Origin of the sequence: Mycobacterium sp. TY815 (genome assembly GCF_030755135.1) — a bacterium.
In the GTDB taxonomy this organism is placed as follows: Bacteria; Actinomycetota; Actinomycetes; order Mycobacteriales; family Mycobacteriaceae; genus Mycobacterium.
Genome location: NZ_JAUFRX010000001.1, coordinates 2512177 through 2537378, shown reverse-complemented (window position 1 = coordinate 2537378; position 25202 = coordinate 2512177). Strand labels below are relative to the sequence as shown.

Genomic DNA, 25202 nt, shown 5'->3' with positions numbered 1-25202 from the left:
GTCTCGGTCGGCCTAGAATCCCATCTTCTGGCACTTGACGTTTCGGTTCTGACAGTACATTCCGCTACCGGTCCATTCCTTCGGCCCGGGACCCTTCTCAGTGGCGTCCCGGTCACGGGGATCAATCGTCAATCCCGGAACGATGATGAGCAGATCGTCGATGATCTGAGGCGCCGCATCCTCCGGGTCGGCGCGGGCCACGCCGGCGCAGCCCAGCAACGCCGTCATTGCGATCAGGACGGCCAGCAGTGCTGAAGCGAACCTGTGACGTGTCATTGGTCGCCCTTCCTGCCGATGGGCACGATCCCGGCTACCTGCGGAGTCTACTCGCCACGCGGTTTGTCCAGCCTCCCGTGTTTGCATCGCGAACCAGCCACAAACGTGCAACGACTTCGAGTTGCCGCCCCGGCCAAACCCGAGACCGATCAGCCCGTGCTTAGCGTGGAGGCCGTGATGCCGATGTTCGCGGTTGTTCGCCGTGCTGCGGTATTCGCTGTGTGCCTTCTCTTGATGACGCCCGCGGCTGCGGCGACCGCCCAGCCCGGTGCCGAACCGGTGTCAGGCACGGGGTCGCCGGCCGACGGGGTCCTGCCCCCCGGCACGCCCGCGCGGGTCAACACCCCCGATGGCTGGACGCTGGCCCTCGGCGCGAAAGACGAGAAACAGGTTCCCGTCGCGCCGCTGACCACCGCGGCATCGTCCCGCGAATACCTGTCCAGCGGAGTCTTCGTCGCGTCGCTGATCGGGCCCGAACCGCCGCACGGCATCTTGGAAGTGGGCTACGAGATCGGCTGCGGGATAGACATGAGCACCGCCAACGGCGTCACCATGGCCAACGGCGGCGGCATCGCTCCGTCGCTCGGTGCGGAGCTGCCCCTGGGGCCCGGCCAACCCCCGGTGCTACTGCCGCTGATCACCGGCTCGTATAACGGGGTCGTCAGCGTGGGCATGAAGCCCGGCTTCGTGGTCGTGGTGCCGGTGGTGCGGAAAGAGTTCAAAGGTCCGAACCCCTGGATCATGATCAGCGACTTCCACATCAAGATCGACGGATGCGTGGGTCAGTCCTTCATCCGCTCGTACTCCACTCTGACCCGCATCACCGATGAGTCTGACGTGGTGGTGTCCTACGTCGGCACCACCAAGGCCGTCTGAGAGGCCGTCTGAGAGGCCGGGTCAGAGGCCGTCGAGAGGCCGGGTCAGCGGGTGAAGGCCCCACCGTCGAAGCGCTCCAGAGAGACGAAATCGGGGACCGGGCGGCGGCGCAGTTTGGTCAGCTGACGCGGAGGTTTGCCGAGCGGCACCAGCGCCGCGATCGCGTGTGTGGCCGGAATTGCCAACAGCTCGCGGATCGCGTCTTCGCGTGGGATGGCCATCGTTGTGATGGTGCCGCCATAGCCTTCGTAACGGGCGGCCAGCAGGATGCTCCACACCAGCGGGTACACCGAGGCTCCGCCGGCGAGCCCGACGCGGTCCAGCCCCTGATCCAGGGCGGCCACCACGGTCAGGTCGACGGAGACGACCAGGACGACGGGGGCGTTGATCATCGGAGCGACAAACGTCTGGGGAATTTCGGTGTCATCGATGACGTCTTGCGGCACCGCGCTGGGATGCACCGGATTCCAAGGGTTTTCACCGGCCGTCAGCTGGGCGAAATAGCGGCGGGCGGCGGGCGTCCCGAATTCCGCCAGCCGGCGGCGGGTGCCGGCGTCACGCACCACCGTGATGTGCGCGCCCTGCCGGTTGCCGCCGCTGGGCGCGAACCGGGCGTTGTCGAGGATGCGGTACAGGACGTCGTCGGGCAGTGGATCGTCGGTGAATTCCCTTGCGGCGAAAGTGCTTCGCAGCACGTCATAGAACTCCATGGCCCCGCCGTTCCAGCCGGAAGGTGCGTTGAATGCCGGTCGGCTGGGTAGTGACGGTGACTTCCACCGCACCGGTAGGGGCGACCGTGTAGATCTCCTCGACGTCGGGCCCGTCGTGCCAACGGCCCACCGGTTGGCGCCCGAGATCGTCACGGTCGCTCAGGGCCGGGTCGAACGGGAACAGAACGGGATCGTAGGGCGTGACGTCGCCGTCGGGTCGTCCGTTGACAACGCGGCTGCACTCCACGAACCGGAAGTGCCCGATGTTGTGCGCCGCCCGGTACTTTCGGCTGACGACCAGCGGGGTGCGGCCGTCGGCGGGAAGTGCGGCGTCTTTGGGCACGATCGGGTCGAAGACCACGTCCGCTCCGGCGTGCGCCTCTCGGAACACCCCGAAATGCCGCGAAAATCGTTCGGACAGCACGAAACCCGACTCGGTGTCCAGAAATACGGCGAGTCCGATCGCCGTCGCGGCGAACGGGTGCGGCGAGCGTTTGACCCGCTTGTCGCCGAAACTCGCGCGCAGCATCCGCGAAACGATCGGGAAGCTGCCCGCACCGCCCACCACATAAATGCCCGCCACCTCCGACCATGGGACGTCCCTGCCGTCACCCACGGGGTCGTGCAGGACGCGCCCCAGCAGCTCCGTCGTCCTGTCGACCAGTGATGCGCACGCCGCATACACGTCGTCGATCGGACAGGAGAACGGTGGCCGGTCGACGCCGTCGATGACGCTGAGGTCTACCAGGAAACGCCGGGTCTGTGGGCCGACCGCCTCCTTGCGCGTGGCGCACTCTTCCACGAGCAAGTCGTAGGGTGCGCCCTGCAGCGTCGGCAGCTGTGAGTCGGCCAGCACCAACTGCGCGATCGCGTCGTCGAAGTCGTCACCGCCGAGGCGCTGAATTCCCTCGCTGACCACAACCTCGTTGACGTGCCCGGCCATCTTCAGCAGCGAGGCGTCGAACGTGCCGCCGCCCAGGTCGTAGATCAACACATACTCGCGTTTGGCCGTGATCGTGGAGCGGTACCGATGCGCGTACTCCAGTCCTGCGGCCGACGGCTCGTTCAACAGCGCGACGACCTCGAACCCCGCCGCGGCGAAGGCGTCGAGGGTCATAAAGCGTTGGGCGCTGGACGAATTGGCGGGTACGCTGATCGCCGCCTGCACGGCCTCACCGCTGGCGGCCCCGGCATTGGAGCGCTCGGTCAGGTCGCTTTTCAGTTGCGCCAGAAACCCGGCTAGCAGATCGGCCAATCGGTGTTCACGGCCGGCCAGTTGCACGGTGGTCTGCGGCCCGGCGTCGTTCAGCAGTCGCTTGAACGACCGGAGCACCTCCCAGCCCGGCTCGTGGCGCACGGCCGCCGCATCCAACCCGAAGCGCAACTCGCCGTCGGCGTTGGCCGCGATCAGCGACGGCCACGCGTCGACACCGTCGTAGGCGACGACCGGGTAATTGCCACGGTCGACAATCGCTGCGACGGTGTGGGTGGTGCCGAAGTCGATACCGACTCTCATTCCGCACAATTCTAGGGACCGGCAACGCAGTTCGACACCAGCAGGCCCCAGCGCGCCGCGGCTACCGCGTCAGGGTCGCCGCCCGGTGGGCGAGGACTCACTGCGATTCGGCTGAGGTCTGATGCCCGGCTGAGGGCAACTCGTGGTTTGGGCGGATGGATCGAATGCGATGGGTAGGCTCAGTGGGCCGGTCAGCGCGGTCAGCGGCGCCCACGGGGCCGCGCCGGTGCGGCGGGCGTTGGGCATGCGGCGGGTGATGACGGACAGAGCCTCGGCCAGCTCGAGACGGGCAAGATTTGCTCCCAGGCAGTAGTGGGTGCCGGCGCCGAACGTCTGAATCGCGGGGGCCGCCACCCGGCGGATGTCGAGCCGATCGGGATCGTCGTAGACGGCGGGATCCCGGTTGGCGGCCCCTGTGTTGACGACGACCAAGGTGCCCGCCGCGATGGTGAGACCCGCGAGATCGACGACTTCCACGGCAGTACGCAGGGTGATCAGCGTGATCGGCGAATGGCGGATGACTTCCTCGACAGCGTTGACCGCCAGTTCCGGATGCTGACCCAGCAGTGACCATTGACCGGGGTGGTCGCACAGCACGTGTACTGCTGCGCCCAGCTGGCGGCGGGTGGTGTCGTTGCCTCCCATCAGCAGGGCGGCGACGAGCATTCTGAGTTCGTCGGAGCTGAGGCGATCACCGCCGTCTTCGGCGCGGATCAGTTCGGAGATCAGGTCGTCGGTCAACGCGTGGCGCCGGTCGGCGAGCATGTCGTCGAGGTAGGCGTCCAGGGCATCCCAGGCGGTGAGGATGGCCGGCGCCTCGGCAACGGCGTCCCAGCTGAAGGCCTTGATGATGTCATCTGCCCAGCGGGAGAACAGATCCCAGTCCTCGGGCGGTGCACCGAGTAGCGCGCAGATGACCTGGATCGGGTATTGACGCGCGATGTCAGTGACAACGTCGCAGTGCCCGCGAGGGGTCTGCCGGTCAATCAGTCCGGTGATGATGTCGACGACCACGGTGCGCAGTCGCGCGGTCGCTTTAGGTGTGAAGGCTCCGGAAACCAATCGGCGTAGCCGCCGGTGTTCATCCCCGTCGAGGCTCAGAATGTTGGCCGTGACGCGGTCCCACAGGGGTCCGGAGGTGACGCCTTGCGCGGCAAGAAACATTCCTTGCGGCACCCGGAATCGGGGGTCGTGAAGCACGGTCCGCACCAGGTCATAAGTCAGCAACTCGGGCCCGTACGGACCGATCGCGATCGGGCTCTGCTCACGGGCCTGGCTGATGATTGCGTGGGCTTCGTCGGGATGTTGAGCGGCTGCGTAGTTGATCGTCGGCAGCCCGGCTTCGAAAACATTCGGGCTGCCTGAGCGACCATCCATTGTCTCGGTCATGATGCTCCTCTGCGGGCGGGTTGCGGACTCGGCTGACTCGACTGTGGCGTTTCTCCGGCGCCGGATCGTCGGGGACAACGCGTAATTGAGGTCGCCGGACGCCGGTGTGTTTTTTGCGGGTTTCTGCACGATCGGCCCGACAGACCGGCTGCTTCGAGGACGAACGGTCGCCCAGTACGGGATTTCACTGATGTTTGCCGCCGGCAGCCGCTAGATGCTGGCTAGCATGACGGAAACTGATCTGCGCGCGGACATCCCGCCGGTGGATTGGAGTGTGCTGGGCGTGGGCGAGCTGCCAACCGGGACGGTGACGCTGCTGCTTGCAGACGTCGAGGGCTCGACGCGGCTGTGGGAGACCCAACCCGAGGAGATGACGGCGGCCCTCGCGCGCCTTGACCGCACGCTGGTTGACCTGCTTTCCACCCACGGCGGAGTGCGGCCGGTCGAACAGGGGGAGGGTGACAGCTTCGTCGTCGCGTTCGCCCGCGCGAGTCAGGCGGTCGCGTGCGCCATGGAGTTGCAGCGGGCGCCGTTGGCCCCGATCCGGTTGCGTATCGGCGTGCATTCCGGCGAGGTGCAACTGCGCGATGAGGGTAACTACGTCGGAGCGACGATCAACCGCGCGGCGCGGCTGCGCGATCTGGCTCACGGTGGGCAAACGGTGGTGTCCGGCACCACCGAGGACTTGGTAGCCGACACCCTTCCCGCTGACGCGTGGCTGACCGACCTGGGCAGGTACGAATTGCGCGGCATCGCGCGTGCCGAGCGGGTGGCGCAGCTGTGCCAATCCGGTGTCCGCAACGACTTTCCGCCGCTTAGGACGTCGAAATCCGCTGCCGCCGAACATATGCCGGTGCAACTCACCAGCTTTGTCGGGCGCGACGTCGAGATGGGCGGCGTGCGGCGGACCCTCGCCGACGACCGGCTGGTGACCCTGACCGGCGCCGGCGGCGTGGGCAAAACGCGGCTCGCCATACAGGTTGCGGGCCAGGTGGCCGCCGATTTCGCGGATGGCGCTTGGTATGTCGACCTCGCGCCGATCACCGACCCCGATTTGGTGCCGGTCGCGACAGCGGGTGCTCTGGGTCTGGCGGATCAGCCGAGCCGCTCGACAACCGCCGCGCTGGTCCGGTTCGTGGGGGACCGACGGATGTTGGTGGTACTGGACAATTGCGAGCACCTCCTCGACGCGGTTGCCTCGCTGACAGCCGCCCTGTTGACCGCCTGCCCCGCCTTGACGTTCTTGGCGACCAGCCGCGAGCCGATAGACGTGCCCGGCGAGGTGACCTGGCGCGTGCCGTCCCTTTCGCTCGAGGACGATGCCGTGGCGCTGTTTCTGGACCGGGCGCGGCGAGCGCGATCCGACCTCCGGATCGCCGACGACGACGTCGAGACGGTCAAGGAGATCTGTCGTCGCCTCGACGGCATGCCGCTGGCCATCGAGTTGGCGGCGGCTCGGATGCGGGCGTTGTCGCTTGACGAGATCGTGGCCAGTCTTCATGACCGGTTCCGGTTATTGACCGGCGGCGGGCGCACTGCAGTGCGCCGACAGCAAACTTTGCGAGCGTCGGTGGACTGGTCGCACGCGCTGCTGATGGAATCCGAACGGGTGTTGTTCCGCAGGCTTGCGGCGTTCATGGGGGGCTTTGACCTCGCCGCCGCGAGGGCCGTCGCGGGAGGCACCGATATCGAACGCTTCCAGGTGCTCGATCAGCTCACGCTGCTCGTGGACAAATCTCTTGTGGTGGCCGACAACACCGGGGGCCGAACCCGGTATCGCCTGCTGGAAACCGTTCGCCAGTACGCTCTGGAGAAGCTCGACGAGTCGGGCGAGGCGGCCGAGGTGCGAGCCCGTCACCGCGATTACTACACCGCGATGGCGGCGGCGCTCGACGCGCCGGCCGCCACCGGACACCAACGCAGAGTCGAGCAAACAGAATCGGAGCTCGACAACCTGCGGGCGGCCTTCGCCTGGAGTCGGGAAAGCGGCGACATCGAATTGGCATTGCAGCTCGCGTCGTCGCTGCAGCCGCTGTGGCTGACACGCGGCCGCCTGCGCGAAGGAATGAGCTGGATCGATGAGGCGCTGGCGGACCTGGGCAGGATAGACCGCGAGGTCGCGCCGGCAGTGCTGGCGAGGGCGCTGGCCGACGCGGCGCTGTTCGACGGGTGGGTCGGTGTGCCGGAGCGCAGGGAGCAGGCCAACGAGGCGCTCGCGATCGCCCGCCAACTCGACGACCCATCCCTGTTGGTCCGTGCCCTTACCGCCTGCGTTGGTACGGGCGCCTTCAATCCCGAACAGGCGGCGACATACTTCGCCGAGGGCATTGAGTTGGCCCGCGATCTGGGCGACAAGTGGAGATTGAGCCAGCTGCTCGGCTTCCAGGCGTACGCGGCCGCCATGGCAGGAGGCGCTATCTCCGAGAGCGCGGCCGTCGAAGGGCGCGACCTCGCCGACTCGATCGGTGACCGAGTCGCCTCGGGTCAGTGCCGGCTTTGGGGTATCGCCGGCGGGCGGGCGATGCGCGGCGAACTCCAAGGCGCCGAGGACGAATTACGGGAACTACTCGCCGATGCCGAGGCGGCCGGCGATCTGTTGACCAAGTTCAACGCCCTGATGGCGCAAAGCTTCGTGCTGGGATGGCACGGCAACACTGCCGCGGCGCTCGCCGCCGCCGAAACGGCGGTCGAGTCCGCCGCCGAGCTCGGGGCAGCGATCGAGGGACTCGGCTATCTCGCGTTGGGTTGGACGCTCCTGGCCGCGGGAGATGTTGCGGCTGCCAGGGATACTCTCGCTGCGGCTTACGGCCGCATCCCGGACGCCGGCTGGTCTGCAACGAACTTGATGTGGAGAGCCGAAACGGAACTCGCGGCGAACGATCTCGTGGCGGCCCGGCTCTGGGCCGATCAAGCGGTGTCGGCAACTGCGGGATATCACCGAACGCTAGCGCTGAATACTCATGCCCGCGTGGTCCTTGCCGAAGGCCACCCGGAGAGCATCGAGGAGGCCGAAAGGGACGCGTACCAAGCACTGGCGCTTGCGGCCGATTGCGGGGCACGGCTGGGCGTGCCCGACGTTATCGAAAATCTTGCGGGGCTGGCCGCCCGAGCCGTGAGTTACCGGGAAGCGGCCCGACTCTTCGGTGCGGCAACAGCAATCCGGCAACGCACCGGCGAGGCCCGATACAAGATCCACCAAGCTGACTACGAAGCCTCAGTTGCTGCGCTTCGAGATGCCATGGGCCAGAGCGACTTCGATGCTGCCCACGCCGAGGGCGCCGCGCTGTCGACGGGGGAGGCGATCGCTTACGCACGGCGCGGTCGCGGTGAACGTAAGCGCCCGTCCTCCGGCTGGGCTTCGCTCACACCCACAGAACGCGACGTCATACGCCTCGTCAGCGAAGGGCTGAGCAACAAAGACATCGCCGCAAGGCTTTTCGTCTCGCCACGCACCATCGAAACCCATCTCACACACGTCTACACCAAGCTCGACTTGTCTTCGCGAGTGCAACTCGCGCAGGAAGCCACCCGACGTGGACCGTGAACTGGTGCCCGGCGAACGAGAATCACAGAACTCTGAGATGCCGAGGGTCGGGTGATCGGTTTCGGGCCCCCACCACCCCGCAGCGCCGTGAGTGGGGAGCGCCGCGGAATAGTCCGTGGCCAGCCAGTACGCAAGTGTTTTCGGGGACGTAAGTTGGCGACCTAAGACCCTAGTGAGGCGGCGCGCGCGTTACGCAAGCTGAACCGGCCGGCATCGCGCAAAGTAGAGGAAGCCGCCGATGGTTTCAGTTGAGTTGGCGAGGGTCACCCAGCCGCTGCGAGCGGTCGGCGAGTTCTTCGCGATGTCACTGGACACGCTGGTAGCGATGTTCAAGCTGCCATTTCCGTGGCGCGAATTCCTGCTGCAGAGCTGGTTCGTCGCACGAGTCTCGCTGATTCCGACGCTGCTGCTGACCATTCCGTTCACGGTGCTGGTCGTATTCACCCTCAACATCCTGCTGGTGGATTTCGGCGCCGCCGACTTCTCCGGCACCGGGGCGGCCACCGCGTCGGTGACCCAGATCGGGCCGGTGGTGACGGTTCTCGTCGTCGCCGGTACCGGAGCCACCGCAATGTGTGCCGACCTCGGTTCCCGCGCGATCCACGATGAGCTCAACGCGTTGCGGGTGATGGGCGTCGATCCCATTCGCCGGCTGGCGGCGCCCCGGGTGTTGGCCGCCACCGTCGTAGCCGTGTCCCTGGTGTCGCTGGTGACCCTGGTGGGGCTGGCCGGCTCCTTCGTCTTCTCGGTGTTCGTTCAGCACGTCACCCCGGGCGCCTTCGCCGCGGGCCTGACGCTGATCACCCACCTGCCCGATCTGATCCTCGGACTGGTCAAGGGAGCGCTGTTCGGGATGGCGGCGGCGCTGATCGCCTGTTACAAGGGCATTTCCGTGAGCAAAGGGCCGCAAGGTGTGGGCAACGCCGTCAACGAGACGGTCGTCTACTCCTTCATCGCCCTGTTCCTGATCAACATCGTCGCCACGGCGGTCTTCTACACGGGGCCGCAATGAGTTTGGTGGCGAGCTGGAATCACGTTGGCGCCCAGGTGGCTTTCTACGCCCGGACGTTCACCGAGATGCGCACGGCCTTTCGGCGGTACGGCAGAGAGATGGTACGACTCGTCGCCCAGATGAGCATGGGAACCGGTGCGCTGGCAGTGATCGGCGGGACGGTGGTCATCGTCGGCTTCCTGACCCTGTCGACCGGAGCCGTCATCGCCGTGCAGGGCTACAACCAGCTCTCGGGCATCGGTGTGGAGGCGATGACCGGCTTCATCTCGGCCTACGTCAACGTCCGGATCATCGCACCGGCCGTGGCCGGCGTGGGTCTGGCCGCCACCATCGGAGCCGGTTCCACCGCGCAACTGGGCGCGATGAGCATCGCCGATGAAATCGACGCGCTGGAGGTGATGGCTGTCCGGTCGGTGGCCTACCTGGTCTCTACCCGGGTGGTGGCCGGAGTCGTCGTGGTGATCCCGCTGTATTGCGTGGCCGTGGTGTGCGCCTTCCAGGCCGCACGATTCGGCACCACCAGGCTGTACGGGCAGTCCACCGGGGTGTACGACCACTACTTCCACACCTTCCTCAACTCGATCGACCTGCTCTGGTCGTTCGTCACGGTGATCGTCGCGGCGATCGCAATCATGTTGGTGCACACCTATTACGGCTACACGGCCCGCGGTGGGCCCGCCGGAGTGGGGGAGGCGGTCGGCCACTCGGTACGCACCTCCCTGATCGTGTTGACCCTTGTGGTGCTGGCGATCTCGCTGTCCGTCCACGGCCAGTCCGGTCATTTCAACTTGTCGGGCTAGCGGGCAGATCGGGGTAGCCATGCAGGAATCACGCCCGGGGGGAATGCATCCCGCGTGGTGGACCCTGATACTGCTCGTGTCGACCGTCGGCGTCGTCGTGGCGACCTCGGCGCTGTTCAGCGGGTCGTTCAAATCGTATGTTCCGGTGACCTTGATCTCGGACCGGGCGGGTCTGGTGATGGATCGCGGCGGCAAGGTCAAGATGCGTGGCGTGCAGGTGGGCCGGGTTGGCGCCATCAGCACCGGCAAAGACGAGGTACGCATCAGGCTGGACATGTACCCGGGGGAGATCAGATACATCCCGGCGAACGTGCGGGCCCGCATCCGGGCGACCACGCTGTTCAGCGCGAAATACGTTGACCTGGTGTACCCCAGCGATCCGGATCGCCGACGGCTGGCCGCCGGCGCGGCGATCAAAGTCGACAGTGTCGGCACCGAGGTCAACACGATGTTCGCCAACCTGGTCAAGGTACTGAGTCAGATCGACCCGGCCAAGCTGAACGGTGTGCTCTCGGCGCTGGCCGACTCTCTGCGCGGTCACGGCGCAGCCATCGGCCAGGGCATCACCGACGCCAATGAGGTGCTACTGGCGGTCAACCCGCGAGCGGAGACCATCCGCGCCGACACCCGCGCGGCCGCAACGGTCGCCGACACGTACAGCGCTGCCGCACAAGACATTCTGCGGGCACTGGACGGCGCCAGTGTCACGGGCTCGACCATCTCGGACGCACCCGACTTGGATGCGTTGCTGGCCAACGTCATCGGGTTGTCGCGCAGCGGTACCCAAGTTCTGGGAGCGAACCGGGACAACCTGATTCGAGCCGCGAACCTGCTGGAGCCCACCACGAGCCTGCTGATGAAATACAACCCCGGGCTGACGTGCATGCTGGTCGGCGCCAAGCTCGCCCTGGATACCGGCTACCTGGAGGCAACCGGAGGCGCGAACGGGTACTCCCTGGTCATCGACAGCACTCCACTGTTCGGCGCCGATCAATACCGATATCCCCAGAACCTGCCGATCGTCGGGGCCAAGGGCGGCCCCGGCGGAAAGCCGGGTTGCGGCTCCCTGCCCGACGTCGCCGCCAATTGGCCGCTGCGGCAACTCATCACGGACACCGGCTGGGGAACGGGCCTCGACATCCGGCCCAATCCCGGCATCGCGTTCCCGGCGTACGCCGATTACCTCCCCATCACCCGGGGGGTGCCCGAGCCGCCCAGCATCCGCTACCCGGGCGGGCCGGCGCCCGGACCCATCCCGTATCCCGGGGCGCCGCCCTACGGCGCCGCGCAATACGCCCCGGACGGGACTCCGCTCTACCCGGGTCTGCCGCCGGCGCCCCCGCCCGGTGCGCCGCGTGAACCCGGCCCGGCGCCACCGGGATCCGAGCCGTTCGTGCCACCGGCGCCCGCCCAGGTGCAGCCCACCCCGAGCGGGCACTAGGACATAGGAGCAGCCCACGTGAGAATGACTGTGCTAGACGCGATCTGGCGGCTCGCCATCTTCATGGCCGTGTGCGTGCTGGGCCTGGTCGCCATGCTGGCCATCTTCGCCGACCTGCGGTTCGGTAAAGAGAAGCAATACCGGGCAACGTTCAGCAATGTCTCGGGGCTGGAGGCGGACAACTTCGTGCGCATCGCCGGAGTCGAAGTCGGCCAGGTCAAAAAGATCTCGATCCAGGACGACGGCACCGCCCTGGTCGACTTCAGCACTGACGATTCCGTGGTACTGACCGAGAGCACCCGGGCGGTCATCCGGTACCAGAATCTGATCGGCGGTCGGTATCTCGCTCTCGAGGAAGGGGGCGGCGGCACAAGGCAACTCGCACCCGGCGGGACGATCCCGCTGACCCGGACCGCTCCCGCCCTGGATCTGGACGCCCTGATCGGCGGCTTCCGGCCGCTGTTCCACGCGCTGGATCCCAACCAGGTCAACGTGCTGTCCAGCGAGCTGATCAAGGCATTCCAGGGTGAGGGCGCCACCATCAGCTCAGTCCTGGTGCGCACCGCGGCGCTGACGAACACGCTCGCGGATCGGGGCCGGCTGATCGGGCAGGTCATCGCCAACTTGGACACCGTGCTCGGATCGCTCGGCGACCAGAGCACCCAGTTCGCCAAAGCCGTTGACGCCCTGGCGCAATTGCTGGCCACGCTGGCTGACCACAAACAGGACCTCAGCACGTCACTGGCCTACACCAACGCGGCCGCCGGCTCCATCACCGATCTGCTGGCACGGGGACGGCAGCCGCTGGGGAAGACCTTGCACGAGTCGGACCGGATCGCGGGTCTCGTCCTGGCCGATCACGACTACTTCGACGATCTGCTCAACACGCTGCCCGATGCCTATCAGATGCTCAATCGGCAGGGCCTACACGGCGACTTCTTCAGCTTCTACCTGTGTGACCTGATCTTGAAGGTGAACGGCAAAGGAGGGCAACCGGTTTACGTCAAGGTGATCGGTCAGCCGTCGGGGAGGTGCACGCCGCGATGAAGTATTTCTCGGAGCGCAATCCGCTTATCGTCGGCGCGGTCGGGGTGGTGGTCGTCGCCGCGGCGGTCGTGACCGCCCTGACGTACAGCAAGCTGCCGTTCTTCAAGTCCAATAAAGAGTATTCGGCCTACTTCGCCGAAGCGGGCGGGCTGCTGATCGGGACCGCGGTGCAGGTCTCGGGATACAAGGCGGGCAAGGTCGACAGCATTGCCCTGGACGGGCCGCGGGTGCTGGTCACCTTCGAGGTCGACAAACACATCCGGCTCGGCGAACGCAGCGAGGCATCCATCAAGACCAAAAGCCTGCTTGGCGCCAAGATCCTGGAGGTCACCCCCCGGGGCGACGGCAGGCTGCGCGGCCCGATTCCGCTCGAGCGCACCACATCGCCCTACCAGCTACCCGACGCACTCGGGGATCTCGCGGCGACCATCAGCGGACTGGACACGAACCGGCTCTCCGAATCACTCGGCGTGCTGGCGGACACCTTCTCCGGCACCGCGCCCGATCTCAAGGTCGCGCTGAGTGGGGTAGCCCGGTTCTCCGCGGTACTGGCCGACCGGGACGCGCAACTGCGAAACCTGTTGTCGAACGCGAACAAAGCGACGACGGTGCTTGCCGAGCGCAGCGACCAGATCGTGCGCCTGGTCGCTGACACTAACGCGGTCCTGGCCCAATTGCGCAGCCAGAGCCGTGCGCTGGACGAGCTATCCGGCAACATCGAGGCGGCGAGCCGTCAACTCAAAGGCTTCATCGCCGAAAACCGGCAGACCCTCAGGCCGACGCTGGACAGGCTCAATGCGGCGCTGGCGATCGTCGACAACCGCAAAGAACGGATTGCGCTGGCCATCAAGAAGTTCAACGATTATGCGCTGTCGCTGGGCGAGTCCATGTCCACCGGACCATGGTTCAACTTCTACATCGCGAACCTGATCCCGGGCCAGTTCATTCAGCCCTTCGTCGACGCCGCGTTCTCCGACCTCGGTCTGGACCCCAATGTGCTGCTGCCTTCACAACTCACCGACCCGGAGGTCGGGCAGCCCGGCACCCCGGCACTGCCGATGCCGTACCCGCGCACCGGCCAGGGCGGTGAGCCGCGGCTGACCCTTCCCGACGCGATCACCGGCAATCCTGGCGATCCCCGCTATCCCTACCGGGAACCGCCACCCGCACCGCCGCCCGGCGGACCGCCACCGGGGCCGCCGGCCTTGGCGCCCGGCCAGACCGCCCCGCCGCCGGTACCCACCCACCCGCCGGTGTTCGTGCCTGCTCCGGGGGAACAACGATGAACAGCAACATTATTCGCATCAAGTCGGGTATTCGCGTCGGGTCTGGTATTCGAATCGGACCGCTCATTCGAATCGGACCGTTTATTCGAATCGGACCGTTTATTCGAATCGGACTGGGTGCCTTGCTGGTGCTGACCCTCATCGGTGGAGTCGCGGCGGCCTGGCACGGGCTGGCGACGCCCGGCAAAACGAGAGTCGTCGCCTATTTTCAGAACAGCAACGGGATCTTCGCCGGTGACGAGGTGCGCATCCTGGGTGTGGCCGTCGGCAAGATCGACACCATCGAGCCGCAGCCGCAACGCGTCAAGATCACCTTCTTCTACGACTCGAAGTACCAGGTGCCCGCCGACGCGAAAGCGGTGATCCTGTCGCCGTCACTCGTCACGTCGCGTGCCATCCAGCTGACACCGGCCTACACGGGCGGACCGCAATTGCATACCAATGCGGTGATCCCGCTGGAGCGCACCGCCGTTCCCGTGGAGTGGGACGACTTGCGCTCGGATCTGGAAAGACTCGCGCAGCTGCTGCAGCCGACCCGTCCGGGCAATGTCAGCGCACTGGGGGCGGTGGTCAACACCGCCGCCAGTAACCTGCGGGGTCAGGGCGCGAGCATCCGCGATACCCTCGTCAAACTCTCCCAAGCGGTTTCAGCGATCGCGGACCACAGCAACGACCTCTTCAGCACGGTGCGCAATTTGTCGATCCTGGTTTCGGCGCTGCAGAGCAGCGCGGACCTGATGACACAACTCAACCAGAATCTCGCCGCGGTGACCGGACTGCTGGCCAACGACCCGAACGAGGTGGGCAACGCCGTAGCGGCCGTCGCCGAGGTGGCCCGCGACGTCACCGGGTTCGTGGCCGAGAATCGAGAAGCGCTGGGTACCTCGGCGGACAAGCTGGCGTCGGTTTCCCAGGTGCTCAACGGCAGTCTGGGCGATATCAAGCAGGCGCTGCACATCGCGCCGACCGAACTGCAGAACTTCATGAACATCTACCAGCCGGCGCAGGGCACGCTCAGCGGTGCGCCGGCGTTCAACAACTTCGCGAACCCCATCGCGTTTCTCTGCGGGGCCATACAGGCGGCGTCGAGGCTGGGCTATCAACAGTCGGCGAAGTTGTGTGTTCAGTATCTGGCGCCGATCATCAAGAACCGGCAGTACAACTTCCCGCCGCTGGGGGAGAACACGGTGGTCGGCGCCACCGCGCGCCCCAATGAGGTGACCTACAGCGAGGATTGGCTGCGGCCGGACTACGTACCGCCACAGCCGATTACGCCCTTGGGTGTTGGCCTTGCGCCGTTGCCGGCCGAAATTCACGCCACCGACCCCGCCGACGGACTACCGGGACTGCTGCTACCGGAAGGCGCTAGCCGATGATTCGCCGTGGGACCGCAGCTCTGTTGCTGGCTCTAGTCATGCTGGGTCTGGGCGGTTGTGGATGGCGCGGCCTCAATTCATTACCGCTGCCGGGCAGTACCGGGAACGGCCCCGGCTCCTTCACGATCCACGTCCAACTGCCCGACGTGGGCACCCTCGAGCAGAACTCCCGTGTCCAGGTGGGCGACGTGACGGTTGGCAACGTCACCAGGATCGAACGGCAGGCGTGGCATGCACTGCTGACCATCAGGCTCAACGGTGACGTCGACCTGCCGGCCAATGCAACCGCGACGATCGGGCAGACCAGCCTGCTCGGCTCGTTGCATATCGAACTGGCCCCGCCGGCCGACGTCCCACCGCAGGGCAAGCTCAGGGAGGGATCGCTGATCGCCCTGGCGTCGGCCGGCAGTTACCCGTCGACGGAGCAGACCCTGGCGGCTATCTCGTTGCTGCTCAACGGCGGTGGTATCGGACAGATTCAGGACATCACCGAGTCGTTGAGCACGGCTCTGTCCGGGCGTGCCGACGACCTGCGCAGCCTGATCGAGCAGCTGGACCGGTTCACCGGTTCCGTGAACGATCAGACCGGCGACATCCTGTCCGCGACCGAACGCCTTAACAATCTGGTCGGCCAGCTCGCCGACCAGCGGCCCGTGCTCGACCGCGCGCTCGCGACGGTGCCGAATGCGCTTGCGGCTCTTCGGCAAGAGCGCCAACAACTGGTCGATGCCCTGGATCAGATCGGCAAGATCAGCGCCCTGGCGGCCGACTCCGTCAACCAGACCAAAGACGCTCTGGTCAAAGAGCTGAAGGAGCTGGGGCCGGTGCTGGAATCACTAGCCAACGCCGGCCCGGCTCTGACGCGCTCCCTGGGTCTGCTGCCCACCTACCCGTTCCCTAAGGACACGATCAGCAAGTGGGCCCGCGGCGACTACGCGAACCTGACCGCGATCATCGACCTGACCTTGAGCCGGCTGGACGCCTCCTTCCTCACCGGCACCCGCTTCGAGGGCAATCTGACCGAACTCGAATTGCAGTGGGGCCGAACGATCGGCCAGATGCCCAGTCCCGCCACCGCGGGCAATCCCCTTGTTGCTCCCTACCATTGGGACCAGGGGCCCTGACATGCCACCCTTGACGAGACGAATCCTGATCCAGCTGGCGATCTTCGGGATCGTCGCGGTGGTGGGTGGCACCGTGATGGCCCTGGGTTATATGCAGCTACCGGCCATGTTCGGGGTGGGACGCTACCAAGTCACCGTGCAGTTGCCCCAGGCCGCCGGCCTCTACGTCAGCGGGAACGTCACCTATCGCGGCACCGAGGTCGGCCGGGTCGAGAGCGTGCGCCTCACCGACACCGGTGTCGCGGCCGTGCTTTCGCTCAAATCGGGCGTCGACATCCCCTCCGATCTCGATGCTCAGGTGCACAGCCAATCGGCAGTCGGTGAGCAGTACGTGGCGTTGTTGCCGCGCCGGGATTCCCGCCCGCTGCGCAACGGCGACGTGATCACCAGAGACCGCGTGTCGGTGCCACCGGACCTGGATACCCTGCTGGACTCGGTCAACCGGGGTATGGAAGCGATCCCGCGCGACAGCCTGAAAACCGTTGTGGACGAGTCCTTCACCGCCGTGGGTGGCCTGGGGCCGGAACTGTCCCGATTGGTGACGGGTACCAGCACGCTGTCCAGCGACGCCCGCAAGAACCTGGGCCCGCTGCTCACCCTCATCGACCAATCCAAGCCGGTGCTCGACAGCCAGGCGGCGTCCCCGGACGCGGTAACGCAGTGGGCCGCTCACCTCGCCGACATCAGCTCGGGGCTGCAACGAAACGACGGCGCCCTGCGGGACGTGCTGCGCGACGCGGGCCCGGCGGCCGCCGAGGCGCGCCGGCTGTTGGACCGGCTGAACCCGACGCTGCCGATCCTGCTGTCCAACCTGATCGGCGTCGGCCAGGTCGCGCTGACCTACCACGCCGGGATCGAACAGCTGCTGGTGCTGCTTCCCCAGGCGGTAGCGACCATTCAAGCCATCGGCGTCCCCAACCGAAACACCAAACAGGCCTACCGGGGAGCCTTCCTGAGTTTCAATCTGCGGCTCAACCTGCCGCCGCCGTGCACCACGGGGTACCTGCCGGCCCAGCAGCAGCGGGTGCCGTCCTGGGAGGACCACCCGGACCGACCGCCGGGCGACCTGTACTGCCGGGTGCCCCAGGACTCGCCGAATAACGTTCGCGGCGTTCGCAATACACCGTGCGTCGAACAGCCGGGCAAACGGGCTCCCACGGTCGCGATGTGCGAGAGCGACCAGAGTTACATACCGCTCAACGACGGCTACAACTGGAAAGGTGACCCGAACGCGACGCTGTCGGGCCAACCAGTCCCGCAGCTGTCGCCGCTTCCCGTTCCGCAGCTGTCGCCGCTTCCTGTTCCGCAGCTGTCGCCGCTTCCAGTCCCGGCTGCCGAATACGATCCGGCTACCGGCAGTTACGTCGGCCCCGACGGACGCGTCTACACCCAGTCCGACCTTGCTCCCGCCGGCCCACGTACCTGGCAGTCGATGCTGCTGCCGCCCGGAAGCTGAGTGATCAGTCAGGTTGCGCGGTGGACATCGCATTCCACCGGCGTTGCACATCGCGCTCGGCGCCGGTGGGAATCAGACCCGACGGGGCGAACCGCTTGGAGTTCACCGGGTGATCTTCGGTCAGCGGCCGGCCGGAGCCGCGAATTGCCTTGAACGAAGCCACAACTCCTGCGGCGACCACGACGACGACCACCGTGGCGAAGACGACCGACAGCGTTCCTTGCACGAAGGCGTTGCGGACCACGTCGTCGAGTTGACGCGCGTTGACGGCCGAACCGAAGGACGTTTTGCCGGCGTCGCGGGCCGCCGAGTACTGAAAATACTGCGTCCAGTAACCGAGCTTGGGGTCTCCGGAGAAGATCTTCTGCCATGACGCGGTGAGGGTAACGGACAGATCCCACAACAGCGGGACACCGGGGATCCAGGCCCATTTCAGGTGGCCCTTCTTGATGACGATCACCGTGATGATGGTCAGCGAGATGCCCGCAAGCAGTTGGTTGGCGATTCCGAACAACGGATACAGCGAGTTGATGCCGCCCAGCGGATCGGTCACCCCGAGCAGCAGCGTGCTGCCCCAGGCGGCCACGACCGCCAGACTCGACAGCCAGGCGCCCGGCCGCCAGCTGGGATTACGGAACTTGCGCATCGGGGCGCCCAAGTTACCGAGCGCGTCGGACACCATGAAACGCGCGACCCTGGTGCCGGCGTCGACGGTGGTCAGGATGAACAGCGCCTCGAACATGATCGCGAAGTGGTACCAGAACGCTTTGAGGCCGGCGCCCCCGAACACCCGGTGCAAAATCTCCGACATACCGAACGCCAGCGTCGGGGCGCCACCGGTGCGCGAGACGATCGTCTTCTCGCCGACGTCGGCAGCGGCCTGGCGGACCTGGTCCGCGGTCACCGGCGGTCCCGCCAGGCCCAGTCCGTTGACATACCGCGCTGCGGCGGCCGCGGTGTCGTGAGTCTGCGGCGACGGTGCGTTGATCGCAAAGTACAAGTGCTGGTCGAGGATTGACGCGGTGAGCAGGGCGATGACGGCGACGAACGACTCGGTGAGCATGCCTCCGTAGCCGACCAGCCGCATCTGCCCTTCCTTCTCCAGCAACTTCGGCGTCGTGCCGGAGCAGACCAGCGCGTGGAAACCCGACAGGGCGCCGCACGCGATGGTGATGAACAGAAACGGGAACAATGAGCCGGCGAACACCGGGCCGTCGCCGCTGATGGCGAACCGCGACACCGCGGGCGCTTCCAGGGCCGGCCGCGCGACACACACGCCTATCGCAAGCAGCGCGATCGTGCCGACTTTCATGAACGTTGAGAGATAGTCGCGCGGCGCCAGCAGAAGCCACACCGGCAGCACCGAGGCTGCGAGCCCGTAGATGATGAGAAGCCAGGCCAGGGTGACCGGCGAGAGCGTGAACCAGCTTGCGCCCCAAGATGTTCGGGCGACCCAGTCGCCGGAGATCACCGCAAGCAGGAGCAGTGCCACCCCGATCGCCGACACCTCCGAGATTTTCCCGGGGCGCCAGAACCGCAGGTAGCAACCCATGAAGAGGGCGATCGGGATGGTCATGGCGATCGAGAAGACACCCCACGGACTTTGCGCGAGCGCACGAACGACGACCAGCGCGAGCACGGCGATGATGATCGTGATGATTACCGGGATGCCCAGCAGGGCTGCCGTTCCGGCGGCGCCGCCGAGCTCGTCGCGAACCATCTGACCCAGCGAACGGCCACGTCTGCGGGTGGAGATCCACAAGGTCAGGTAGTCCTGCACGCAACCGCCGAGTACCGCGCCCACCACAATCCAGATGCTGCTGGGCAGGTAACCCATCTGGGTGGCCAGCACCGGCCCGACGAGCGGGCCCGCGCCGGCGATCGCGGCGAAGTGGTGACCGAACACCACTCGGCGATCGGTGGGCACGTAGTCGGTGCCGTCCTCCAGGATTTCGGCTGGGGTGGCGAGGTCGTCGCGGGGCTGCACGATCGTCGCTTCGATGAACCGTGCGTAGAAACGGAAGGCGATCACGTAAGTGCAGACCGCGGCGACCACCACCCACACGGCGTTGACCGTCTCGCCGCGAACGAACGCGATGATCGCCCAGGCGGCGGCACCGGTCGCCGCGATCACACCGAAGAGGATCTTGTGCCTGAGCGTGATCGGGGAGCGGTCGATGATGGCGACGGGTGGCAGGTCGGGCTCGGTGCGGATGTAGCTGACGTCGCTGTCCACCCGGGCTCCCTTCCAGCGGCCGATAGCGGCGGCCGATAGCGAGTGTGAATCTACCGATGCCGCCGCGGGTGTGTCGCGTCGTGCGATGGACAGTCGGCGCGGGCCCGGCGCGGGGGTCAGTACATGGCGCGCACGGCGTCGATGGTGTCGGCCTCGGCGGGGCTCTTGTCGTCGCGGTAGCGCACGACCCGCGCGAACCGCAGCGCCACGCCGCCGGGGTAGCGGGTCGACCCCTGAACGCCGTCCAGGGCGATCTCGACCACCTGCTCGGGCCGGACCTGCACGACATAGCCCTCGGTGCCATCCACGGCCAGCTCGGTGAACCGTTGGGTCTGCCAGTCCAGCATGGTGTCGGTCATCCCTTTGAATGTCTTGCCCACCATCACGAACCCGCCGGATTCCGGATCCCGCGCGCCGAGGTGAATATTGGACAGCTTGCCGCGCCGCCGGCCCGAGCCCCATTCCACGGCCAGCACCACCAGGTCGAGGGTGTGCACCGGCTTCACCTTCAGCCAGCCGGCCCCGCGCCGGCCGGCCTGATACGGCGCATCCGGTGCCTTGGCCATCACGCCTTCGTGACCCGCGGCCAGCGTCGCGTCCAGGAAGGCGGCCGCGGCCGCCGGATCAGAGGTGACCAGCCGGTCCACCCGGTGCCGCTCCGGCACCAGTTCGTCCAGCGCGGCGAGGCGCTCGGTGGCCGGCGCGTCCAGCAGGTCGGCGCCGTCCCGGTGCAGGATGTCGAAAAAGAACACCGACAGCGGCTGTTTGTCGCGCGCGGCCGCGACGTCCACGGACCGGCCGAACCGGGACGCGGTGACCTGGAAGCGGTGCGGACGATTGTCCGGGCGCAGCGCGATCGCCTCGCCATCGGCGATCAGGTCGGTCACCGGCAGCGCAAGCGTGGCCTCCACCACCTCCGGTAGCCGTGCGGTGACGTCGTCGAGGCTGCGGGTGTAGACGCTGACATCGTCGCCGCGACGGTGGATCTGTACTCGCGCGCCGTCCAGCTTCGCTTCGAAAATCGTGGTGCCGTCGTGCCGTTCGAGCGCGCCGGCGACGTCGGTCGCGGTCTGTGCCAGCATCGGGCCGACCGGTCGGCCGACCTCGAGCGCGAAGGCGTCCAGCGATCCGCCGGTCAGGGCCGCCGCCGCGACGGCGGGCAGATCACCGGCCAGCATCGCCGCCCGTTGCACGGCCGCGGCGGGCAGGCCGGCGGCTTTGGCGACGGCGTCGGTCATGATGCCGATCAGTGCGCCCTGGCGCAGTTCGCCGCCGAGCAGCCGCAGCAGGAAGGTCTGTTCGGTCTCGGTCGCGGCGGCGAACAGGCCGCTGAGCAGGGCGGCGCGGCGCGCCTGGGACCCTTTGCCTGCGACGGCGCCGATCTCGGTGAAGGTTGCGTCCACCCGGCCCACGGTCAGCGTGGGATCCGGCGCGGGCGGAGGCAGCGATCGCAGCGCGGCCCAGCCGACGCCGATCTGGCGTTGCCGAAGCTCGCCGGAAAGCCAGGACACGACGGTCGCGACCAGCTCAGGATCGGCCGCGGCGCCGCGCAGCAGCTCTGCGATGCGGGCGACCTTGCTCAGGCGCGACGAGGTCGCGCCCACGTTAAGCGAAGTGCTTGCTACGTCGAGAAGGAGCACGGTTTCGAGCTTGGCACGGCTCGGTGACACGGTGCCGCACCGGACGCGCTACCGTGACGGGTTAACGTTACAAATTCCAGTCAAAGTGACAACCCAGATATTGGAGGTTCGGGTGGAGATCAGCGGCAAGAAGGTCGTCGTCATCGGCGGCGCCTCGGGGATGGGACGGGCCAGCGCCGAACTTCTGCACCAGCGTGGCGCCCGGGTCGCGGTGCTCGATCGCGAGGGTTCGGACGGCAAGGCCGTCGCGGACGGTCTGGACGGCAAGTTCTATCCGGTCGACGTCACCGACTTCGCCGGCACCGAGCAGGCGCTGCAGGCGGCGGTCGACGACCTCGGCGGCCTGCACGTCACGGTGACCACCGCGGGCGGCGGCATCGCCAAGCGGACCATGACCAAGTCCGGCCCGCACGACCTCGAGTCCTTCCAGTCCGTCATTGACCTGAACCTGATCGCGACGTTCAACATCAGCCGACTGGCCGCCGCGCACATGGCCAAGAACGACCCGGAGGACGAAGAGCGCGGTGTCATCATCAACACCGCCTCCATCGCTGCCTTCGAGGGCCAGATCGGACAGGTCGCGTACACCGCCGCCAAGGCCGGCATCGCGGGCATGTGCCTGACCATGGCGCGCGACCTTGGCTCGCTGGGGATCCGGGTGCTGGCGATCGCGCCGAGCCTGTTCGCCACGGGACTGACCCAGGGCATCCCCGACGAATTCGCCGCGGCCCTGACGAAGGACGCGGCGTTCCCCAAGCGCCTCGGCCGGCCCGAGGAGTACGCCAAGCTGGTCGCCGCCATCGTGGACAACCCGATGCTCAACGGCCAGTGCCTGCGGCTCGACGCGGGGCAGCGGTTCGCGCCGAAGTAGCACCCCGGCCGGGGCCGGCCCTCGCGGCGCATTGAGTACACTCTTTACGGAATCAGCAGCGCCGCGAGGAGGGCCCGCATGGGTATCGCACTGACCGACGACCATCGCGAACTCGCCGAGGTGGCGCGCGGGTTCTTGACCTCGCAGAAGGCTCGCGCGGCGGCGCGGTCGCTGCTGGACGCGCCGGAGGAGGCGCGGCCCGCGTTCTGGCAGGGCATCGTCGAATTGGGCTGGCTCGGCCTGCACATCGGCGAAGAGCACGGCGGATCCGGTTACGGGCTGCCCGAATTGGTGGTGGTGATCGAAGAGCTCGGCCGTGCGGTGGCGCCAGGTCCGTTCGTACCGACGGTGATCGCCTCGGCGGTGATCGCCCGGGACGGCACCGCCGACCAGCAGGCGCGGCTGTTGCCGGGTCTGATCGACGGAACCGTCACCGCAGGCGTGGGACTGGTTGGCGGCGTGCGGGTTTCCGACGGTGCCGCCAACGGCGATGCCGGGGTGGTGCTCGGTGCCGGACTGGCCGATGTGCTGTTGCTCGCGGCGGGTGAGGATGTGCTGGTGCTGGACCGCGGCAGGTCCGGCATCTCCGTGGAGGTGCCGGAGAACCTCGATCCGACACGGCGCTCCGGACGCGTTCGCCTGGAGAACGTGACAGTGACCGACGACGACATCCTGCCCGGTGCGGCGGCGTCGGCACTGGCCCGGGCGCGGACGCTGCTGGCCGCCGAAGCGGTCGGCGGTGCGACCGACTGTGTCGAGTCGGCGGTGGAATATGCCAAGGTGCGCAAGCAGTTCGGTCGCACCATCGCGACTTTCCAAGCGGTGAAGCATCATTGCGCGAACATGCTGGTGGCTGCCGAATCCGCGCTGGCCGCCGTGTGGGACGCTGCCCGGGCCGCCTCGGAGGATGAGGAACAGTTCCGGCTGGTGTCGGCCGTGGCCGCCACGCTGGCGTTCCCGGCCTACGCGCGAAATGCCGAGCTCAACATCCAGGTGCACGGCGGCATCGGGTTCACCTGGGAGCACGACGCACACCTGCACCTGCGGCGCGCCCTGGTGACGTCGGCGCTGCTCGGCGGGGACGCCCCGGCCCGCGACGTCTTCGACCTCACCGCGGCCGGCACGGTGCGGGAGAACAGTCTGGACCTGCCGCCGGAGGCCGAGGAGCTGCGCACCCAGATCCGCGCCGACGCCGCCGAAATCGCCGCCCTGGAGAAGACGGCGCAGCGTGACAAATTGATCGAGACCGGCTACGTGATGCCGCACTGGCCCAAGCCGTGGGGCCGTGCCGCCGACGCCGTGGAGCAGCTCGTCATCGAAGAGGAGTTCCGCGCAGCCGGTATCAAGCGGCCCGACTACGGAATCACCGGCTGGGTCATCCTCACCTTGATCCAGCACGGAACCGATTGGCAGATCGAAAGATTCGTAGAGAAGGCGCTGCGCAAAGACGAGATCTGGTGCCAGCTGTTCTCCGAGCCGGAGGCCGGCTCGGACGCGGCGTCGGTCAAGACCCGCGCCACCCGGGTCGAGGGCGGATGGAAGATCAACGGGCAGAAGGTGTGGACCAGCGGGGCGCAGTACTGCGCGCGCGGTCTGGCCACCGTGCGCACCGACCCGGAGGCGCCCAAGCACGCCGGCATCACCACCGTCATCGTGGACATGAAGGCCCCGGAGGTCGAAGTGCGTCCGCTGCGGCAGATCACCGGCGGCGCCGAGTTCAACGAGGTGTTCTTCAACGACCTGTTCGTGCCCGACGAGGACGTGGTCGGGGCGCCCAACTCCGGGTGGACGGTGGCGCGGGCCACGCTCGGCAATGAGCGGGTCAGCATCGGCGGCAGTGGCTCGTTTTACGAGGGATTGGCCGGCGAACTGGTGAAGCAGGCGCAACGGCGTTCAGATCACTTGGCGGGCGCGGTGATTCGGGTGGGGACCTATCTCGCGGAGGAGAATGCGCTGCGGCTGCTGAACCTGCGCCGTGCCGCCCGCAGCGTCGAGGGTGCGGGCCCGGGGCCGGAAGGCAATGTCACCAAGCTGAAGCTGGCCGACCACATGATCGAGGGTGCCGCGATCTCGACGGCACTCGCCGGACCGGAGACCGCGCTGCTGGACGGGCCGGCCGCGCTGGCCGGCCGCATGGTGATGGGCGCGCGCGGGATGGCGATCGCGGGTGGCACCTCGGAGGTGACCCGCAATCAGATCGCCGAGCGGATTCTCGGTATGCCGCGCGACCCGCTGATCAACTGATCGGCTGCGGCCCGGGCACTCAGGGCGCCGGAGCGAACTGGGGGGCGCCGCCCGAGCCCCGCTCCGGCCGCAGCACAACGGGCATCCCGCACGTCACCGAATCCGGTTCGCAGTCAACGATATTGGCCGCGACGCGCAGGCCGCTCTGTTCGGCCAGTTCGATCAGCGCGATCACGTACGGTGTCGGGATCTCTGGGTTGTAGGGGTGATGGTTGACGGTGTAGGTGAACACCGTTCCACGGCCGGACACCGGCTTGGCTGTCAGCGGCCCGCCGCAGTCGCGGCATTCGCCGGCCGCGGGATGCACCCAGTGCGCGCAGCTGTCGCAGTGCTCGACAAGCAACGAAGAGGTCGACAC

The 25202-nt window shown here is 67.1% G+C and carries 19 protein-coding genes; 12 read left to right on the top strand and 7 right to left on the bottom strand.

Features of this window, described 5'->3' with window-relative positions; translation table 11 throughout:
• Window positions 1-12: 12 nt before the first annotated feature.
• A complete protein-coding gene (locus tag QXK92_RS10565; protein WP_306241582.1) occupies window positions 13-276 on the bottom strand; it encodes a hypothetical protein in 264 nt (87 codons plus the stop codon).
• A gap of 177 nt (window positions 277-453) precedes the next feature.
• Here QXK92_RS10565 and QXK92_RS10560 point away from each other — a divergent pair, with 177 nt between their 5' ends.
• On the top strand, window positions 454-1152 hold the full coding sequence (locus tag QXK92_RS10560; RefSeq protein ID WP_172834720.1) for an MspA family porin: 699 nt from the start codon (window positions 454-456) through the stop codon (window positions 1150-1152).
• 44 nt (window positions 1153-1196) lie between these two features.
• Here QXK92_RS10560 and QXK92_RS10555 read toward each other — a convergent pair whose 3' ends face one another.
• From QXK92_RS10555 to QXK92_RS10545, 3 genes are all read right to left on the bottom strand, one after another.
• Window positions 1197-1862 carry a nitroreductase family protein gene (locus tag QXK92_RS10555; RefSeq protein WP_065162323.1) on the bottom strand — a complete coding sequence of 222 codons (666 nt, stop codon included), beginning with the start codon at window positions 1860-1862 and terminating at the stop codon, window positions 1197-1199.
• On the bottom strand, window positions 1849-3378 hold the full coding sequence (locus tag QXK92_RS10550) for an Hsp70 family protein (RefSeq protein WP_065162324.1): 1530 nt from the start codon (window positions 3376-3378) through the stop codon (window positions 1849-1851). Before QXK92_RS10550 ends, QXK92_RS10555 begins: the two co-directional genes overlap by 14 nt.
• 69 nt (window positions 3379-3447) lie before the next feature.
• Window positions 3448-4767, bottom strand: a complete 1320-nt coding sequence (locus QXK92_RS10545) for a cytochrome P450 (RefSeq protein WP_306241581.1) — start codon at window positions 4765-4767, stop codon at window positions 3448-3450.
• A gap of 214 nt (window positions 4768-4981) precedes the next feature.
• Here QXK92_RS10545 and QXK92_RS10540 point away from each other — a divergent pair, with 214 nt between their 5' ends.
• The 9 genes from QXK92_RS10540 to QXK92_RS10500 all read left to right on the top strand — a co-directional run bounded on the left by QXK92_RS10540 (window position 4982) and on the right by QXK92_RS10500 (window position 17853).
• Window positions 4982-8311: a LuxR family transcriptional regulator gene (locus QXK92_RS10540; protein WP_306241580.1), complete on the top strand. Its 3330-nt coding sequence runs from the start codon at window positions 4982-4984 to the stop codon at window positions 8309-8311.
• A gap of 238 nt (window positions 8312-8549) precedes the next feature.
• Window positions 8550-9323, top strand: coding sequence for an ABC transporter permease (locus QXK92_RS10535; protein WP_306241579.1), 774 nt, complete (start codon window positions 8550-8552; stop codon window positions 9321-9323).
• Window positions 9320-10123, top strand: a complete 804-nt coding sequence (locus tag QXK92_RS10530) for an ABC transporter permease (protein WP_065043015.1) — start codon at window positions 9320-9322, stop codon at window positions 10121-10123. The genes QXK92_RS10535 and QXK92_RS10530 overlap by 4 nt, the downstream gene beginning before the upstream one ends.
• Before the next feature lie 19 nt (window positions 10124-10142).
• A complete protein-coding gene (locus QXK92_RS10525; RefSeq protein ID WP_065162326.1) occupies window positions 10143-11564 on the top strand; it encodes an MCE family protein in 1422 nt (473 codons plus the stop codon).
• A 24-nt stretch (window positions 11565-11588) separates the two neighbouring features.
• Window positions 11589-12611 (top strand): MCE family protein, encoded by a 1023-nt coding sequence (locus QXK92_RS10520; RefSeq protein ID WP_156772747.1) that lies wholly within the window; start codon window positions 11589-11591, stop codon window positions 12609-12611.
• Window positions 12608-13897, top strand: a complete 1290-nt coding sequence (locus QXK92_RS10515) for an MCE family protein (RefSeq protein WP_065162353.1) — start codon at window positions 12608-12610, stop codon at window positions 13895-13897. Before QXK92_RS10520 ends, QXK92_RS10515 begins: the two co-directional genes overlap by 4 nt.
• Before the next feature lie 128 nt (window positions 13898-14025).
• Complete coding sequence (locus QXK92_RS10510; RefSeq protein WP_253872622.1) at window positions 14026-15273, top strand: MCE family protein; 1248 nt, start codon at window positions 14026-14028, stop codon at window positions 15271-15273.
• Window positions 15270-16397 (top strand): virulence factor Mce family protein, encoded by a 1128-nt coding sequence (locus QXK92_RS10505; RefSeq protein ID WP_065162328.1) that lies wholly within the window; start codon window positions 15270-15272, stop codon window positions 16395-16397. The genes QXK92_RS10510 and QXK92_RS10505 overlap by 4 nt, the downstream gene beginning before the upstream one ends.
• Window position 16398: 1 nt before the next feature.
• On the top strand, window positions 16399-17853 hold the full coding sequence (locus QXK92_RS10500) for an MCE family protein (RefSeq protein ID WP_065162329.1): 1455 nt from the start codon (window positions 16399-16401) through the stop codon (window positions 17851-17853).
• Between the two features lie 4 nt (window positions 17854-17857).
• On the opposite strand, the gene QXK92_RS10495 is transcribed toward QXK92_RS10500, so the two are convergent.
• A complete protein-coding gene (locus tag QXK92_RS10495) occupies window positions 17858-20089 on the bottom strand; it encodes a carbon starvation CstA family protein (protein WP_306241578.1) in 2232 nt (743 codons plus the stop codon).
• A 116-nt stretch (window positions 20090-20205) separates the two neighbouring features.
• Window positions 20206-21729: an ATP-dependent DNA ligase gene (locus QXK92_RS10490; RefSeq protein WP_306244331.1), complete on the bottom strand. Its 1524-nt coding sequence runs from the start codon at window positions 21727-21729 to the stop codon at window positions 20206-20208.
• A 112-nt stretch (window positions 21730-21841) separates the two neighbouring features.
• Here QXK92_RS10490 and QXK92_RS10485 point away from each other — a divergent pair, with 112 nt between their 5' ends.
• The gene (locus tag QXK92_RS10485; RefSeq protein WP_371934207.1) at window positions 21842-22600 is read left to right on the top strand and encodes an SDR family NAD(P)-dependent oxidoreductase; all 759 of its coding nucleotides are present in this window, start codon (window positions 21842-21844) and stop codon (window positions 22598-22600) included.
• Between the two features lie 78 nt (window positions 22601-22678).
• The gene (locus QXK92_RS10480; protein WP_306241576.1) at window positions 22679-24844 is read left to right on the top strand and encodes an acyl-CoA dehydrogenase; all 2166 of its coding nucleotides are present in this window, start codon (window positions 22679-22681) and stop codon (window positions 24842-24844) included.
• 19 nt (window positions 24845-24863) lie between these two features.
• Here QXK92_RS10480 and QXK92_RS10475 read toward each other — a convergent pair whose 3' ends face one another.
• On the bottom strand, window positions 24864-25202 hold the full coding sequence (locus tag QXK92_RS10475; protein WP_306241575.1) for a Zn-ribbon domain-containing OB-fold protein: 339 nt from the start codon (window positions 25200-25202) through the stop codon (window positions 24864-24866).

What these genes read in the sequence shown, in the direction of transcription:
- QXK92_RS10565 (WP_306241582.1), bottom strand. Translation starts at nt 276, where the DNA reads ATGACACGTCACAGGTTCGCTTCAGCACTGCTGGCCGTCCTGATCGCA.
- QXK92_RS10560 (WP_172834720.1), top strand. Translation starts at nt 454, where the DNA reads ATGCCGATGTTCGCGGTTGTTCGCCGTGCTGCGGTATTCGCTGTGTGC.
- QXK92_RS10555 (WP_065162323.1), bottom strand. Translation starts at nt 1,862, where the DNA reads ATGGAGTTCTATGACGTGCTGCGAAGCACTTTCGCCGCAAGGGAATTC.
- QXK92_RS10550 (WP_065162324.1), bottom strand. Translation starts at nt 3,378, where the DNA reads ATGAGAGTCGGTATCGACTTCGGCACCACCCACACCGTCGCAGCGATT.
- QXK92_RS10545 (WP_306241581.1), bottom strand. Translation starts at nt 4,767, where the DNA reads ATGACCGAGACAATGGATGGTCGCTCAGGCAGCCCGAATGTTTTCGAA.
- QXK92_RS10540 (WP_306241580.1), top strand. Translation starts at nt 4,982, where the DNA reads ATGCTGGCTAGCATGACGGAAACTGATCTGCGCGCGGACATCCCGCCG.
- QXK92_RS10535 (WP_306241579.1), top strand. Translation starts at nt 8,550, where the DNA reads ATGGTTTCAGTTGAGTTGGCGAGGGTCACCCAGCCGCTGCGAGCGGTC.
- QXK92_RS10530 (WP_065043015.1), top strand. Translation starts at nt 9,320, where the DNA reads ATGAGTTTGGTGGCGAGCTGGAATCACGTTGGCGCCCAGGTGGCTTTC.
- QXK92_RS10525 (WP_065162326.1), top strand. Translation starts at nt 10,143, where the DNA reads ATGCAGGAATCACGCCCGGGGGGAATGCATCCCGCGTGGTGGACCCTG.
- QXK92_RS10520 (WP_156772747.1), top strand. Translation starts at nt 11,589, where the DNA reads ATGACTGTGCTAGACGCGATCTGGCGGCTCGCCATCTTCATGGCCGTG.
- QXK92_RS10515 (WP_065162353.1), top strand. Translation starts at nt 12,608, where the DNA reads ATGAAGTATTTCTCGGAGCGCAATCCGCTTATCGTCGGCGCGGTCGGG.
- QXK92_RS10505 (WP_065162328.1), top strand. Translation starts at nt 15,270, where the DNA reads ATGATTCGCCGTGGGACCGCAGCTCTGTTGCTGGCTCTAGTCATGCTG.
- QXK92_RS10500 (WP_065162329.1), top strand. Translation starts at nt 16,399, where the DNA reads ATGCCACCCTTGACGAGACGAATCCTGATCCAGCTGGCGATCTTCGGG.
- QXK92_RS10480 (WP_306241576.1), top strand. Translation starts at nt 22,679, where the DNA reads ATGGGTATCGCACTGACCGACGACCATCGCGAACTCGCCGAGGTGGCG.